General features: G+C 61.2%; 11 protein-coding genes. 7 read left to right on the forward strand and 4 right to left on the reverse strand.

Annotated features, from left to right (window positions below):
* Window positions 1-63: 63 nt before the first annotated feature.
* Entirely contained in the window at window positions 64-984 is a 921-nt protein-coding gene (locus WG922_RS06990; RefSeq protein WP_340281632.1) for a CpsD/CapB family tyrosine-protein kinase, read from the reverse strand.
* 11 nt (window positions 985-995) lie between these two features.
* On the reverse strand, window positions 996-2285 hold the full coding sequence (locus tag WG922_RS06995; RefSeq protein WP_340281633.1) for a GNVR domain-containing protein: 1290 nt from the start codon (window positions 2283-2285) through the stop codon (window positions 996-998).
* A 596-nt stretch (window positions 2286-2881) separates the two neighbouring features.
* On the opposite strand from WG922_RS06995, the gene WG922_RS07000 reads away from it, so the two are divergent.
* From WG922_RS07000 to WG922_RS07015, 4 genes are all read left to right on the forward strand, one after another.
* Window positions 2882-4183 (forward strand): exopolysaccharide biosynthesis polyprenyl glycosylphosphotransferase, encoded by a 1302-nt coding sequence (locus WG922_RS07000; RefSeq protein ID WP_340281634.1) that lies wholly within the window; start codon window positions 2882-2884, stop codon window positions 4181-4183.
* Window positions 4184-4224: 41 nt separating this feature from the next.
* Window positions 4225-5532: a glycosyltransferase family 4 protein gene (locus WG922_RS07005; RefSeq protein WP_340281635.1), complete on the forward strand. Its 1308-nt coding sequence runs from the start codon at window positions 4225-4227 to the stop codon at window positions 5530-5532.
* Window positions 5533-5597: 65 nt separating this feature from the next.
* Entirely contained in the window at window positions 5598-6905 is a 1308-nt protein-coding gene (locus tag WG922_RS07010) for a lipopolysaccharide biosynthesis protein (RefSeq protein ID WP_340281636.1), read from the forward strand.
* Entirely contained in the window at window positions 6902-8200 is a 1299-nt protein-coding gene (locus tag WG922_RS07015) for a hypothetical protein (RefSeq protein ID WP_340281637.1), read from the forward strand. Before WG922_RS07010 ends, WG922_RS07015 begins: the two co-directional genes overlap by 4 nt.
* Before the next feature lie 31 nt (window positions 8201-8231).
* Here WG922_RS07015 and WG922_RS07020 read toward each other — a convergent pair whose 3' ends face one another.
* Window positions 8232-9689: an Ig-like domain-containing protein gene (locus tag WG922_RS07020; protein WP_340281638.1), complete on the reverse strand. Its 1458-nt coding sequence runs from the start codon at window positions 9687-9689 to the stop codon at window positions 8232-8234.
* Window positions 9690-9989: 300 nt separating this feature from the next.
* Here WG922_RS07020 and WG922_RS07025 point away from each other — a divergent pair, with 300 nt between their 5' ends.
* The 3 genes from WG922_RS07025 to WG922_RS07035 are packed head-to-tail and all read left to right on the forward strand — an operon-like array spanning window position 9990 to window position 12172.
* A complete protein-coding gene (locus tag WG922_RS07025; protein WP_340281639.1) occupies window positions 9990-10469 on the forward strand; it encodes a hypothetical protein in 480 nt (159 codons plus the stop codon).
* A complete protein-coding gene (locus tag WG922_RS07030) occupies window positions 10466-10762 on the forward strand; it encodes a hypothetical protein (protein ID WP_340281641.1) in 297 nt (98 codons plus the stop codon). The genes WG922_RS07025 and WG922_RS07030 overlap by 4 nt, the downstream gene beginning before the upstream one ends.
* Before the next feature lie 33 nt (window positions 10763-10795).
* Window positions 10796-12172 carry a hypothetical protein gene (locus tag WG922_RS07035; RefSeq protein WP_340281642.1) on the forward strand — a complete coding sequence of 459 codons (1377 nt, stop codon included), beginning with the start codon at window positions 10796-10798 and terminating at the stop codon, window positions 12170-12172.
* A 267-nt stretch (window positions 12173-12439) separates the two neighbouring features.
* Here WG922_RS07035 and WG922_RS07040 read toward each other — a convergent pair whose 3' ends face one another.
* Window positions 12440-13822, reverse strand: a complete 1383-nt coding sequence (locus WG922_RS07040) for a hypothetical protein (protein WP_340281644.1) — start codon at window positions 13820-13822, stop codon at window positions 12440-12442.
* Window positions 13823-14315: the final 493 nt, after the last annotated feature.

The raw sequence follows: 14315 nt of genomic DNA on the forward strand, positions 1-14315 counted from the left end.
CGCATTCGACGGGAAGGCTGGCAACCATCCCGCGCCCGCCCCGGCGTGGCGCTTTACGCGCATCTAGCAGCGATTGATCACCACTCCGGCGATCTCCGACGGCGCGTCCGCAATTCTTGCCACCAACCGTCGCAGGTCGGCCATCGCGCTGTGCCCTTTGCGTCCGACAATGAGCGCGGAGCCGGACTGGGCGGCGATCACGCGCGCATCAGCACCCCAGGCATCGGCGGGTGTGTCCAGCACCACCTGGTCGAACTTCAGCAGCAGCTCTCGGAGAAGCAGGCTGAAGCGCGGGCTCTGCAGCAGTTCAACAGGGTTGCGCGGGACTGCCCCCGCAGGAAGGAAGAAAAGCCCCGGCACTTGCGCGACCGGCTGCAGCGACGAGAAGGCTTGCTCATCGCCGCGCAGAATGCCGCTCAAGCCCCCATGCTCGCCCGAGCCGAGCAGCCACTGCAGCCGCGGAGTTCGCAGGTCGGCGTCAATCAAGAGCGTGCGGCCGCCGAGCTGTGCGAAGCAGGCGGACAGGTTTGCGGCCGTGTAGCTTTTTCCCTCGCGCCGGCTCGGGCTCACGATAGCCAGCGCAGCCCTACTCGCACGCTGACGGGCTCGCGCGATGAGTTCCGTGCGCAACTCGCGAAAAACCTCCGCCTCGTATCCGGACGGATCCGCCATGACCACCAATTCCGGGTCTCCCTGAAATGTCTTGGGAGAGGGTGCCGCCGGCGCACGCAGATGCATTGCGAGAAGTTCCCGCATGTCCGCGGCGTCGCTGCCACCATTGATTGGCGCGTCGCCAAATCCCAGCCGGCGATCGCGTTGCAGCCACACGGTGTGATCAGGTTCAACACCGCCACAGTCGCCGCGCGGGCGCCGTCGTTCAACGGTGTTTTCGTTGTGCGCATCGGAGCCTAGGTTCGCGCCATGAAGCGTCCGGTGGTCCTCGGCGGTCTCGTCTGAGGAGTCTCTTCTAAGTGGCAGATGCATGTGAGAACACCTCAGTTTGCAGCCAGTCTCAGGCGCCGCTGCGTGGCGCGTGAATCGGGAAGCACCACCAGTGGTGATTGCCCAAGCACATCAGCGATGTCGTCCGCCACCCGCAGCCGTCGATCCCAAGCCTCACGCCATACGGCCGCCAGCAAGGCGAGCACTAGTCCTGCGGCGACACCCACCGCCAAGTTCAACCTATACCGGGGCCAGCTTTGCAGGTGCGGTACCGCCGCGCCCTGCAGGACCGAAACGTTTCCACGGGTGGCCCCCGCCTCTACGGCCGTCTGGCTCGACCGAGTCAGAACCGCCTCATAGGCGCGCCGCGCGTTGTCGACTTCCCGTTGCAGTATCAGCGCACCATTGCGCTCACTCCTGAGCGCCAAGATTCGGGCGCGCTGAGTCTCCAAGGCACGCCGAGCATGCAGCAGGCGGTCGCGAGCCATGCGGCTTTCAATACCGATACCTTCGGCAGCCCGCCGCGATGCCACATCGACGCGTCTGCGCAGGTCTGCGACTGATTGTCGGGCCTCGACCACATTGGGGTGCCGATCACCGAGCCGCGCCTGCATTTCCGAAAGTCGGTTCTCCTGGCGGTCCAGTTCCGCCGCAAGGGCAGACACTGCGGGGTTCCTTTGCACGTCACCGAACCCCTGCTGATTGCGACTTGCATAGCGGCTGCGTTCGTCGGCATCTGCAGCCATTGCCTGCAATACCACGACCTGCGAGCTCAGTTCAGCAAGACGGCTGTTCTCCACATCAAGTCGCTCGTCGGTCGCCACCAGCCCGTATCTTCGCTCGTGATCGGCGAGTCGCTCTTGCGCCTGTTCCAGCTCTCCCCGAAGGCGTTGGGCAGCCTCCTCGAAATACGCGTTGTACTGCCGCGCAGGTTCTGTACGTAGTTCGGCCGAACTGCTGATATACGACTCCGCGATTGCGCTCGCGACCCGGGCAGCGGTTTCTCCGTCCGCAGCGCTATAAGAGATCGCGATCACATTGGTTTCTCGCGTGGGACGTACATCGAGGTTTCGCCTGAGCTCGCGGGCAATCCAGGGTTCTATTGCTCCATCTCCCCCCGTCTTATGGAGCCATCGCGCTCGCCAGGCAGGATCGTTCTGCATCCCGAGCTGGCGCATCGCGGCAATCGCCACGCGTTCGCTCTGCACGACCTCGATCTCAGTAGGAATGTGATTGGGCAAGCCGTTCTGCATGGGAATGCCCAGCAGGGGATCAGGCAGCCGCGGATCGACCATCAAGACGACAGTGGCGCGATACTGGGGAACCGCCAGCCAGGTGACCACGGACACTGCGCCTACTACCAGTATCCAGACCAGGGCGACCGTGCGCCATCGGCCCTGCAATAGTTCACGGAATCGCTCCAGGGGCATCAAGGACTCCTGTACGCCGGGAAGAAGCGCACCTCCATGATGGTGATGCAACCGTTCGTGGCTGTATCTAGGAGAGATCGCCCATTACTGGTGCCCCGGTGCACCTGGATCTGCACGAACCTGCCCCTCGAGCTGTTGCTGCCGAGGAGCACGTCGCCGCAAGCAGTGGCGCAGCTCCCGCGTGTGGACACAAGCGAACGTGGAAGTGGGGCGCATCGGTTCCGACCGAACGCGACCGAATTACGGCGGTCATCGACCCTCCCCGAAGAGCCTCAGATGCGACCGGAGATTCGCCGCGAGCCTAGTACTCGGGATGAACTACCTGCTGCGCCCGGTATGAACATACCTTTCTCGTGGCGAAAGTACCGCCTTCAATGCGTCGGATGGATTCAGACGCCGCATCCGCACCCGTCGCCGCTGCTGACCTCACTGCCCGCACTGCCGCCGCTATAGAACCCAGCACCACGGCTGTATCCGACCAGCGACGGCGCCTGTACCCGACAGCTGTCATGATGCTGTGCTACGCCGTCGTTCTGCTGCTCGTCGAGCGGGGGTTGGTCTACGGCGATGCGGTGGCACTACTGCTCATGGCGCTACTACCGCAAGCCACTCGGTGTGTTCGGCTCGGGCACGTGTCGCCACTAGCGCGTCCAACCGCCCAGATCTTCGGCATCGCGGCATTCATGGTGGTTCTGGACAGCACCGCGAATCGGATCGGTGTACATCAAGCAATTGCCCCGGGCGCGGTGACTTCAATCAGCTGGGCTCTGCTTTCGACGGGGGTTCTTGCAGGCCTACACGGCCTCGCGCGTCCAGCCAGGTGCAACATTTCACACAGTGCTTGCTCCGCCATCGTGGTCGGCGTCAACCCGGTGGCTCGACACTTCCAGAGCCTTCAACAATCTTGGCGCGCGGAGAGCATCGTCGGCTTCTTTGACGACCGCGCCGCCTCGCGGCTCGAGTTATCCGACCTTACGCAGTTGCGCGGGCGCCTCGACGACGTGGCGGCCTTCGTTCGCCGCAACTCCGTTCCCGCCGTGTACATCACACTGCCCACGACACAGTCCCCGCGAATCAGACGGCTAATCGCGCAACTGCAGGACACTGCAGCGTCCGTTTACGTCCTGTCCGGCGCCGGATTGAACGCGGGTCGGACACAGCTGTGCAGCACCGACGACGCGGCGTCATTAGCCGTCGCCAAGGTGCCGCTGGATCGTCACTCCGCCGTGCTGAAGCGGGGATTTGACGTCGGCCTGACGATCGCCGTGATGCCGGCCGTCCTACCCCTCATGTTCGCGATCGCCATTCTGCTGCTCTCCACAAGCGGCTCGCCTGTTCTATTTCGACAACGCCGGCATGGGCTGAATGGAAAGTTGATAACCGTACTTAAGTTCAGAACCATGGCAGCGTCGGAAGATGGAGAAAGCACCTTCACCGCAGCAGCTCCGCGCGACCACCGAGTGACCCGCATTGGTGCGTTCCTGCGTTCCACGTCCCTGGACGAACTGCCCCAGTTTTTCAATGTGCTGGGAGGCTCCATGAGCCTAGTGGGTCCACGGCCGCACGCCATCGCCATGAACGAACGATACGGCGCCCTGATTCCAGGCTACATGCTGCGCCACTGCGTGAAACCGGGGATCACTGGACTCGCTCAAGTAAACGGCTGCCGCGGCGGCGAGGACGAGGCACAGATGCGGCAGCGCACTGCGTACGACCTGCATTACGTCCGGTCATCGAACATGGTGCTCGATCTTCAGATTCTCGGAAGAACGGTCTCGCTATGGCTGACCGGAAACCTGCAGGGCTATTAATCCCAGCAAGCAAACCAAGCAAGTAAGCAGAGGACATCATCATGGAAGATCGCGAACAGCAGCCGTTGAGGGTGCTCCACGTCGCCGAGACAATCCAGGGGGGACTAGGTTCATACCTCGAGGAAATCCTGCCGCTGCAAAGGGAGCGGTACGGACCGGACGCCGTTAGGTTCGTCCTGCCTCAGGAACAAATGGCCTTTCACCCACCGCTGCTAAGTCCATCAGTCACCGGTTTCCAGGTCAAGGGACGCGGACGCGTTTACGGCTCTATTCAGATGGCGGCGAAGGCGTTGGAAGTCACGGCCGCCTGGAAGCCAAGTGTGGTGCACCTGCACTCCACATTTGCCGGCGCGGTCATGCGTCCACTTCTGGCAATGCTTTCGCCTCGGCCGAAGGTCGTTTACTGCGCACATGGCTGGGCCTTCGACCGGCATGCGGCGGACGCCGTTCAGACGCGTGCTATTTGTTTCGTTGAGCGAGCCTGGTCTCACCTGTGCGACGCAGTTGTATGTATCTCGAAGCATGAGGCGCGCAGAGCAAGTGCAATCGGCATTCGCGACAGTCGAATCGCCTTGGTTGCAAACGGGATTGCAGACGTGTCCCATATGTGCGAGGCCGCGCCTGCCGCACACGTATGGCCGCGCCACCGCGCCCGCGTGCTCTTCGTGGGCCGCTTCGATCACCAGAAAGGGCTGGACGTGCTCTACGAGGCGATGGCCCGGCTCGGCGATCGAGCGTTCGCAGTGGCCGTAGGCTGTCCGGTGCTTGATGTGGGCGGCCGCATTGCCGCGAAACCCTCAAATGTCTACACGACCGGATGGCGCAGCCGCATGCAGTTGGAGGAGCTGTATGCGAGCGCTGACGTACTGGTAGTGCCTTCCCGTTGGGAAGGCTTCGGCATGGCCGCAGCGGAGGCGATACGGGCGGGCCTGGCCGTAGTCGCCTCGCGGGTTGGCGGCCTGCAGGAGCTCGTCGTGGACGGCGTCACCGGGTATCTGTTCGATCCAGGAGATGCGCAGCAACTCGCCTGGCTGCTGGCCCGCACTGACCGTGCGACCTGGCGGCAGATGGGCAGAGCGGGCCGGGAGCACTATCTTCGGCACTTTCAGGTTCACCGCGTGGTGGAGGAGCTTGACCGGACGTACCGCAGCACTCTCGGCGAGCAGCAATGGGACGGGGCAAGCCCGCCCAGCCCCATCCAAATGGACGGGTGCGTACCGCATGCGGCCCGCGCGGCGCACTCGCAAGCGCGTGGCGAGAACCGTGAGGATGATCGCGCAGCGACATCACCAGACAGACAAACATCGTGCACCGCATTCAGTTCGGAATCTTGCAGCTTGACGCGGTAAATAGGCCAATCCTTGTACTAGGCATCGTTCCAAGGGACGCTGACACATTCCTGTGAAAGGGAAGAATGCCTCATTTCTCGATGCCGAGTGCCACGCCGAAAGCATTGGAGCAGCTGTGGCTGCGTCTACGCTCGAGCCAGCTTGCAATCAACTCGGCCTATGCGGCGGGAAGCCAGCTCTCGATCGCTTTGATGCAGGCACTACAGTTTGTGCTGTTGGCCAGCGCACTCGGTCCGGAGGAATTCGGGCGGTTTGCTGCCGTGGCCGCGATCACCTCGGCGCTCATCCCTCTTTCCGCGATGGGTTTGGGCGATGTATCTGTTATGCGCATCGCACGCGGCGCGTCGGCACGAATGTGCCTAGGCAACGTGTTGGCAGCCACAAGTTCAACCGGCTTGTTGGGCTTGGGGCTTGCATTGTTGATCGCCACAACCCTCCTGAGCGGGCCGGAGACGTGGCGGCTGGTCCTTCTATTGGGGATCTCCGAAATCCTCATGTCCAAAATTGTGGACGTGTCGGCCCAACTGTTCTATGGGCAAGACAAGCACCAGATCTCGGCGTTTTTCAACAGCTTACACGCAGTCCTCCGACTTTCCGCCGCAGCCGCTCTCTGGACCGGAGTCGTAGGGCCGACGGCAATGAACTGGGCGGCATTGCACCTCTCGGCAGGCCTCCTGTCGGCATGCGCGATCCTGAGTTACACGATTTATCGTATCGGCCGTCCCGATTTCGATCTGCGGCAGGCAATCAAAGACGCAAGAATCGGCGTGTATTTCGCCGTGATAATTTCCGCACGTAGTGTGCAGACGGACTCCGACAAAGCTATCCTGACGCGCAACACCACAGACGCCACCGCAGGGATCTATACGGCGGCCTTTCGCGTGGCGTTCATGGCCTGCATGCCGATCTTTGCGTGCGTGACGGCCCTCCAGGCGCGGCTCTTTCGACGCGGAGCAAGAGATGGCATGACCGGCACTCTCGAAGGCGTGCGGCAGGTCGCGCTTATCGCAGGGTGCTACTGCAGCATCATCGGTGCAGGCTTGTACATTGCTGCTCCCGCAGCGCCGTGGGTACTGGGGAAGGGATATGAAGGATCAGTCGATATCCTGCGCTGGCTCTGCCTATTACCGTTCTTCATAACATTCCAATCGATCTTCTCCGCTGCTCTTTCCGGGGCTGGCGATCAGCGGCGGCTGGCACTGGTGCAATCTCTTGCCGCCGTCGCATCGATTTCACTGAACTTGATGCTGGTCCCAGCACACGGATGGCCTGGCGCGGTCATGGCGGCTTACGGCAGCCAGACATTGCTGCTGCTCGGATTGTTTTCAATTATTTGGGGTCGGCTGTCAGAGGCCCGGCGGAACACACCATGAACGAGGCGACTATGTGCGATCTTCGCTGGTGGCAAATCGGGAGATCGGCCAGCGGTTTAGATCGCAACGCAACGTGCTCCAAGGTGCAGCAGCGCACCGCCAGCCACCATCTCGTCACCCCCGATTGGACGTGGACCGGGACATCTACGCGACCGAGGTTGGGCAGCCCTACGAAGCCGGGCCACGCAAGTACATGGATGTGGAAATTTGGCTTGGCCGCTGCCGCGGCCACTGCTGTGGCTCTATCAGCGGAGGCATCATCTTTCGACTTGGGCGTCAACGCTCATTACGGGTTGGACTCTAACGAAAAGATCGCCGAGTTGATGATTGAGCGCAACTTCAAAGTTCTCAGGATGGGACTCTACTGGGATCAGGACCAGACCGCGTTTCGTGATCTGGCCGCGCGGCTCAAGGCGAATGGCGGTAGGTCCCAGGGTGTGCTTCAAATCTCATACCAGTGGGATCACAGGTGCAACCAGAACCTGCCTTGGGTCGAAAACGATGCATACAACCAGACGGTTGCTGCAGTCGATAAGGTAAAGGACGTGGTCCATGACTTCGAACTGCTGAATGAGGTGCAACTGCGCCCAGAAATTCAGCGCGAGGTGCGGTGGAATAGCGCCCGCACGTCCGCTGCGCCGTACGAGGGCAAACCCTGCATTGCGACGATGGTCGGTGTGCAGCGTGGCATGTCCCGCGCAATCGCGGACCTGCGGGTCCGTTCAGGGCTACCGCTGCGTGTCATCGTTGGGGTAGTCGGGCGCGACTTCGGCTGGCTCACGTTCCTGCGCAGCAAAGGGGTGCAATGGGACGTTACGGGGTTTCACGTTTACCCCCTCCACCAACACCGCAGCTTGCTGAATGACCTCTGGTACGGGCCCGGCGGTCCGCTAGAGCAGCTCGCCTCGTTCGGTAAACCGGTCCATATCAACGAAATGAACTGCGGTGAGATCTACAGGTCGGACTACGAGAACCGCGCCGGAGGTCCGGCCACCGAGACGTGCCTTAAGAGCCTTGCGCGGCACCTTAAGGAACTGCGCAGCCAAAGCGCTCTACTCGAGAGCGTCCACCTCTACTCGCTCACTGATGATCCTAGTAAGGCTGCGCCGGAAAACCGCTTCGGGCTGATGTATGACCTGGAGACACCCAAGCCACATCTGTACCTCGCGTCCGCGTTTGCCGGCGGAGCACTATCGCCTCACGAGCGCCTTGAGATCACAAGCAGGGGGTTGCTAAGCGAGGCGGAATTGCCGAGCAGGCGAAGTGCAGCGGATGTACTCCCGCCCGCTCGTTAGCACCGTAGTCTCGCTTGCGCAACGTGTTCCTCTAGCGAGTGGAAATCCCAATCGAAGCGCTACCCGCGTTGCCAGCGACATCCCGCGCCGTCACCACGACGGTATTGCTGGAACGCTTGCTGGGCAAACGAATGGAGCACGAGTAAGGTGCCTGGTTCACGCTGCACCGCAATTTTCCGTCGAGGTAGAAGTTGACTTGGCTGACAGCGAAGTTATCGACCGCGTTGGCACGCACGCCGATGGTGGCGCGGCGCTCGAACTCCGCGCCATTCGCAGGTGAGGTGATTGTGACGGAAGGCGAAAGCGTATCAGAAGGTTGAGCCGGAGCCGGAGCCGGAGCCGGAGCCGGAGCCGGAGCCGGAGCCGGAGCCGGAGCCGGAGCCGGAGCCGGAGCTGGAGCTGGAGCCGGAGCTGGAGCCGATGCCTTCATCGCGTCGATCTCCGCATTGGTCAACAGTCCGCGCCGCGTAATCTCATAACGTTCAGCGCTCGACAGTGCGCCACCGCTGAACGCCGTCACCAGGAACATATTGATCTTCGGCGTGTTGATGTCATACATGATGCCAAACCGGTTCTCGGGGGCCGCCTTGTAGGGCTCGTCCCAGAGTGAGTAGACATGGACGGCTTCGATGTTGGCAGACGTCTGCACCCGCAAGTCCTTCAGGTGCTTGACCAGGCTCTTGTAGCACTGCTCCGTCTTCGGATCCCCTGGCGCGTTTCGGTAGTCCGAGTCATAGATTTCGTTGCAGTGAAACTCGTTGATGTGCACGGGCTTGCCGAACGACGCAAGCTGAGCGTACGGGCCGCCTTGGCCATACCAAGGATCGTTCAGCATGCTGGGCCAGTCGTACCGCGGGTAGATATGGAATCCGGTGATGTCCCACTGCACCCCCTTGTTGCGCAGGAACGTGAGCCAGCCGAAGTCTCGTCCGACCTGACCGACCATGACCCGCAACGGAAGACCGGAACTCGCGCGCAGGTCCGCGATGGCACGCGACATGCCGCGCTGCACACTGACCATGGTGGCGACACAGGGCTTACCTTCATAGGCCGCCGTTGACGTGCCAACGGTATTCCAGGTCACCTCCTTCAGGATCTCGGGGCGCAGCTGTACCTCGTTGAGCAGCTCGATGTCATGCACCACGTCCTTGACCTTGTTCACCGCGCCATACGTCTGGTTGTAGGCATCCTGCTCTACCCAGGCCAGGTTCTGATTGCAGCTGTGATCCCACTGGTAGGAAATCTGCAGCACCGCTTGTGGCGTGCCACCATTCGCCCTGACCCGAGCGGCCAGATCCCTGAAGGCCGTCAAGTCCTGGTCCCAGAACAGCCCCATCCGAAGAACCTTGAGGTTGCGTTGCTTCATCACCTCGGCGGTCTGAGCGTTCTCGCTTCCAAACCACGCATTAACACCGATGTCCAGGGCGTGTGCCCCGGCAGATAACGATGCGACACCAACCGCCAATGCGGCCAAACGAAACGTCTTCATCCAGGCTCCTTGAATTCCGGCTGGCTCAGCCGTGAGGGAGCGGATCCTAATGCTAAGGATGAGCAACATCCGGGGATGTGCGTCGGAACGTAACCATTGCGCCGTAAAGCAGCGCTAAGGAGAGAACTACTCATCAAGAGTTACGTGTCGTTGCTGAGCCAGGGACTACGTGGCGGACGAACGCGTTCGGACAGCCCAGGTTCCCTGGGACCCTTCTCCTATTGGGACGATGTCGCTCGCGGCGTAAAAAGGCGGAACCTTCAGCTATCGAGCAGCCGGGACACGGCGCCGGACCCCGCGATGACGTCCATCACCAGCCTTCCGGCAGTCGCCGAGACGACCTCACCCGTCGTAGCGGCAGAACCATCGGTGGTGAACCTTGACAGGACGCTGGTGCGCTCTGACCTCTTCCTCGAGGCGGCGCCTCGCGGTGCAGCAACTCGCCCGGCGCGCCTGATCAACGTGCTTCGTCGGATCCAAAAAGCAGTGGCCAAGGCTCATCCGCGTCCACCAATGGGCAAAAACCATTCGGTATTCGTCCCATTGGTTCCGGCGCAGCAGCTCGCACCGGCTTCCGCTGCACGCGCCGTAGCCGCGTTCTTTGCCTGTTTCCTTCGCTGCTTCGGCGTCTACATCGTGAATGACATGGCAGATCACGAGGCGGATCGAAGGCATCCTTCCAAGAAACTCCGCCCAGTGGCGGCCGGCTCTGTGCCAATGTTCGCGGCTATTCCGGCTCAATTGCGTTCGTTGTCGCGGCAATGGCGCTCGCGTCTGTGATCACGCCCCCGTTTGCAGCCGTCCTACTCCTCTACGTCGGACTGACGACCGCGTACACGTTCTTTCTCAAGCCCAAGATGCTGGTGGACATCATTGCCCTGGCTTCGCTCTACATCCTCCGCGTCGGTGGCGGGGCTGCGGCCATCGGCGTGCCGATATCGGAGTGGCTGCTCGTTGAGCGCGAAGACCGTAACGGCATTGACCCCAGCTGCAGCGGCGAGGGCAGCCACGACGCCCAGGTCCGATTTTCGACAATCCCGGTTCGACGGATCGGGCTGATATGCGTCCAGTAGGTTCGCCAAGACGATCTTTAAGAGGATGTCCATATGATCAGCGTGACGCAGACTACCGGGAAGGCGCCGCACCCCTCCACCCGTGAGGGGACGTCACTTGTCGCTTTGATAGGAATCGCGGTCGTTCTCGCAAGCGTGGGCATCCCGCTCCTGATTCTCGAATATGTGCCGCTACAGGATTATGGCGAGTGGATCTTCCAGTCGCATATCTTCAATCGCCTGATCGCAGGGGAGCCGTCGGATACGTTCTCCATACGGACCTACCCGGTACCGTACGCGCTGTCGCAACTCGCCCTGAGCGCGCTCCTCATCAAGTTTTCACCCTTCGCGACCAGCAAGCTCTTCCTCGCCGCCTACCTCGCCCTCGCCGGCTGGGCGATCTGGCTCGTTGTTCGGCGCAACGCGCTGTCTCCGAAAGCGGTCATCTACCTAGCTGTGGCCGCGGTCGTTGGATCCTGCTTCTGGAGCGGATACATGGGCTACCAGTTAGGGCTGGTGATCTTCTGCATTTACCTTGGCTTAACTAAAGACCAGCGGACGCACTTAGGCATACTCGTCCTTTTTTCAGTTCTGCTGTTTTTCTCCCACGGGTTAGTGTTCGCCTCGTTCTGCGTCGCGGCGGGTGCGTACAGCTTAGCTTGCAAAAAGCACCGCGTGTTCGCCCTCGCGATGGTCCCGACCGGCCTACTCACCGCCGTGTATTTGTCCAGCAACAAGTTTGTCCCGGTAACCAATGCGCTGGAGCTCAATGGCGTGGTTCAGTTTCTCATGTACAAGGCTTACACGATCACGAAGCTGGGCGCTTACCAGAACCTCGTGGTAGGACAGGCCGACGATTCGACGATTGCCAGTGTCATACCGACAGTTGGGCTTGCCGCAAACGTGATATTCGCTTTGCTAGCTCTGGCCGCTGTGGTCCTGGTGCTACGCAGGGCAATTGCACGACCCCTGCAGGACGGCGAACCGTTGGCAATCCTTCTACTATTCGTCGGATTCCTCATTATGCCGACGAACGCGGCGGGAATTGCCAACCCGGGCGAGCGGCTTCTTTATCCCATGCTGATCCTGCTGGCGCCGGCGCTGTTCGCGAGGACGCCCCTCTCGAGAAGGTTAGCCAATGGGATGATCGCGTCGCTTGCGATCGGGCTGTGCCTGACCCTGCTAAGTGTCGTTTCGCTTCCGCAGAAGCATGAGGTCGCGCGGTCGGGCGCTTCGGCAGGAGCGGCAACCCCCAGTGGATCCGGAGATCGGGTTCTCTATGGTCATAAGGCCACGCTGTTTGATTACAAGATTCGGGAAACCCAGCGCGCCTGGTACAAGAACGAAATTCCTTCGCAAGGACTCGATTTCGGGACCGCGCTTATTGCACAGGAAAGAGGGCCGGGCGCAGCCGCGCCGCCTCAGGAATAGCAACCCGATGATTCAGACTACGAGACCGCAGCGCCTTGGAGAGATTGGCTGGTGCAGCAATATCAAGCCGGACAGAGCATCTGTCGGCAGCCCCGTCCGGCCACAATCGACCTTGTCCATAGCCACAGGGGACTGTACGGGAGCAGCTCTATTCTCACGATCTTCCGCCACTTGATGGAATTCGTGCGGGTCGCAAACGGGCGGCGTGTGGTGGTGTTCGATTTGCAATCGTGCCGATCAGTCCGGGTCTTTAAGAGTATTTTGTCTTCAAGAGATAGTCGCACGAGCTGACGGGTCCGGCGAGGAGGACCCGCGTCGCTCCGGAACTCGCGTGTTTCTTCTTTGTGCCGTCAACCCGGGATTCGCGGCCATTCCAAGCGCGAGGCCGATGCAAAGGGCGAAGAAAGGCTCTTCGACCATCGAGATCGAAAAGCCGTACCCGTACGTCACTATCAGCAAGGCTATGAACGCTTTCGCCTGGTCAGGGTGCGCGACCTGCGTGACACGACGCAGAGTGCAGGCCGGAAGCAGGAAGTACAGCGTGCCAGCGACCCCAAAGTTCACCAGCAGCAATACTGCGAGGCTATCCGCGGCGTTGAACCGGTGTGGCTCCGGGCCAAAAAGCTGTGGCGTACCAATGCTACCGAGCCCTCCGCCCAAAACCCAGCCGACACCCTTCGGCAGAAGGTCGAATGCGCTTGGCCACATCCAGCTGAAGCGCTCCCAGACCGAGAAAAGGAAGTTTGGGAATCCGACGGGCGCCAAGCCCGAGCCGAGTTCCAGAAGGACGACCCCAATCGGCAGAGCGAGGCTGACGCTGCAGAGCACATAAACGAGCATGCGGCCCAACAAGATATGGGCGAAGCGCCCATCGAACAACAGCCAAACCGCTGCAATCGGAAACGCTAGCAGCATGCCCTTGCTCGTAGTCGCAGCGATACCCGCAACCGCAAGGACAGCAATCAGCAGGCGGAGCCAGGGCGGGCGCAGCCAGACCATGCATAAGAGGCCAGTAATTCCAATGATCATCGCCGCATTGAACGAGGCGCGCGCAAGCCCGGCGAGCCGGGGGATTCCGCCAGATATCCACCACTGGCGCGAAGCCGAAACCGTGCCGAAGATGGTGTCGTACTCCATTCCATCCCAAAGCATCGGACCGAGAAAGAAGTTCAGGATCACCCCGAATAGGGTTACGGCGAACGCGACCGCCGATGCGCGCAGGACAGTCGTCCAATGATCGGCAAGGAGCGGCCACATTGCGATCCCGTATAACGGGTACATGAAGAGCTTGAAGCCGAGGGCAACCTGTATGGGTGCCACCCCCAACGCCAACCCCACGGCTCCATGTATGCCGAGGAGACATAGGGGAACAGTAATGAGCGGATCGATCCAACGGCGTGTGAGAAGCGGGCGGAACAGGAGCAGTGTCAACGATCCTATGGGAATGACGTCGCGCAGGTATAGCGCATTCGGGAAGCCCCACACCACGAGCGCCCAACGCAGCGGCGCCTCCAGAACGAACGTTGCAACAAAGACGCACAGCAGCCAGCGCAACAGGCGGTCCACCAACTCTTGGCCCTGGTACGTGTGCAACTGCGGACGCTCTCGCCTGGCCGGGCTCGACTGCACGCTTTTCAGAACCACGCTCATAAGGCCGCTCGTTTTTCGCGACCGGACATCGCACGCACATCTGCTGTATTCAGGTCAGCATCTCGGGCCGTGAAGCGCGAACAACATCGCGCGCCTGCAAAGCGTCTGCTTTCCTGACCTGTCGCGTCGATGGCGACACGGCGGCAGCGGATGCGCTGAGTGAGCACATGAGCCTCTTTGATTACCTAGTGAATCGGCGTCTCCATTTGATGACAGCTGCGCGTGTTTGCAATGGGTGGTTTGTCACCCGTTGGATAGCGATGGGCACAGGCCCAGGCGGACGGAGCCTCCCGCACCCTCGAGCGGCGAGAGCTCAGGCCATCATCGACAGCGGTGGCCCGATCGTGGGACATCTTGAGGAGGCTTTTCCTACGTGTTCCATGACAGCGCGCTCTGTCTGGCGCTTGCAATGTGTGTCCGAATGCGACCGAAGCCCCGAGAAGCACCACATCCACATGCCCGTGAACGTTCTTTGGCTGCACTCGCACATCTG

The sequence above is a fragment of the Ramlibacter sp. AN1015 genome (assembly GCF_037726105.1).
Classification (GTDB): Bacteria; Pseudomonadota; Gammaproteobacteria; order Burkholderiales; family Burkholderiaceae_C; genus Ramlibacter.

Bases quoted from the DNA above. Each gene is read 5' to 3' on its own strand.
- WG922_RS06990 (WP_340281632.1), bottom strand. From the start codon at position 984: ATGCATCTGCCACTTAGAAGAGACTCCTCAGACGAGACCGCCGAGGAC.
- WG922_RS07005 (WP_340281635.1), top strand. From the start codon at position 4,225: ATGGAAGATCGCGAACAGCAGCCGTTGAGGGTGCTCCACGTCGCCGAG.
- WG922_RS07015 (WP_340281637.1), top strand. From the start codon at position 6,902: ATGAACGAGGCGACTATGTGCGATCTTCGCTGGTGGCAAATCGGGAGA.
- WG922_RS07020 (WP_340281638.1), bottom strand. From the start codon at position 9,689: ATGAAGACGTTTCGTTTGGCCGCATTGGCGGTTGGTGTCGCATCGTTA.
- WG922_RS07040 (WP_340281644.1), bottom strand. From the start codon at position 13,822: ATGAGCGTGGTTCTGAAAAGCGTGCAGTCGAGCCCGGCCAGGCGAGAG.
- WG922_RS07035 (WP_340281642.1), top strand. From the start codon at position 10,796: ATGATCAGCGTGACGCAGACTACCGGGAAGGCGCCGCACCCCTCCACC.
- WG922_RS07010 (WP_340281636.1), top strand. From the start codon at position 5,598: ATGCCTCATTTCTCGATGCCGAGTGCCACGCCGAAAGCATTGGAGCAG.
- WG922_RS07025 (WP_340281639.1), top strand. From the start codon at position 9,990: ATGACGTCCATCACCAGCCTTCCGGCAGTCGCCGAGACGACCTCACCC.
- WG922_RS07000 (WP_340281634.1), top strand. From the start codon at position 2,882: ATGATGCTGTGCTACGCCGTCGTTCTGCTGCTCGTCGAGCGGGGGTTG.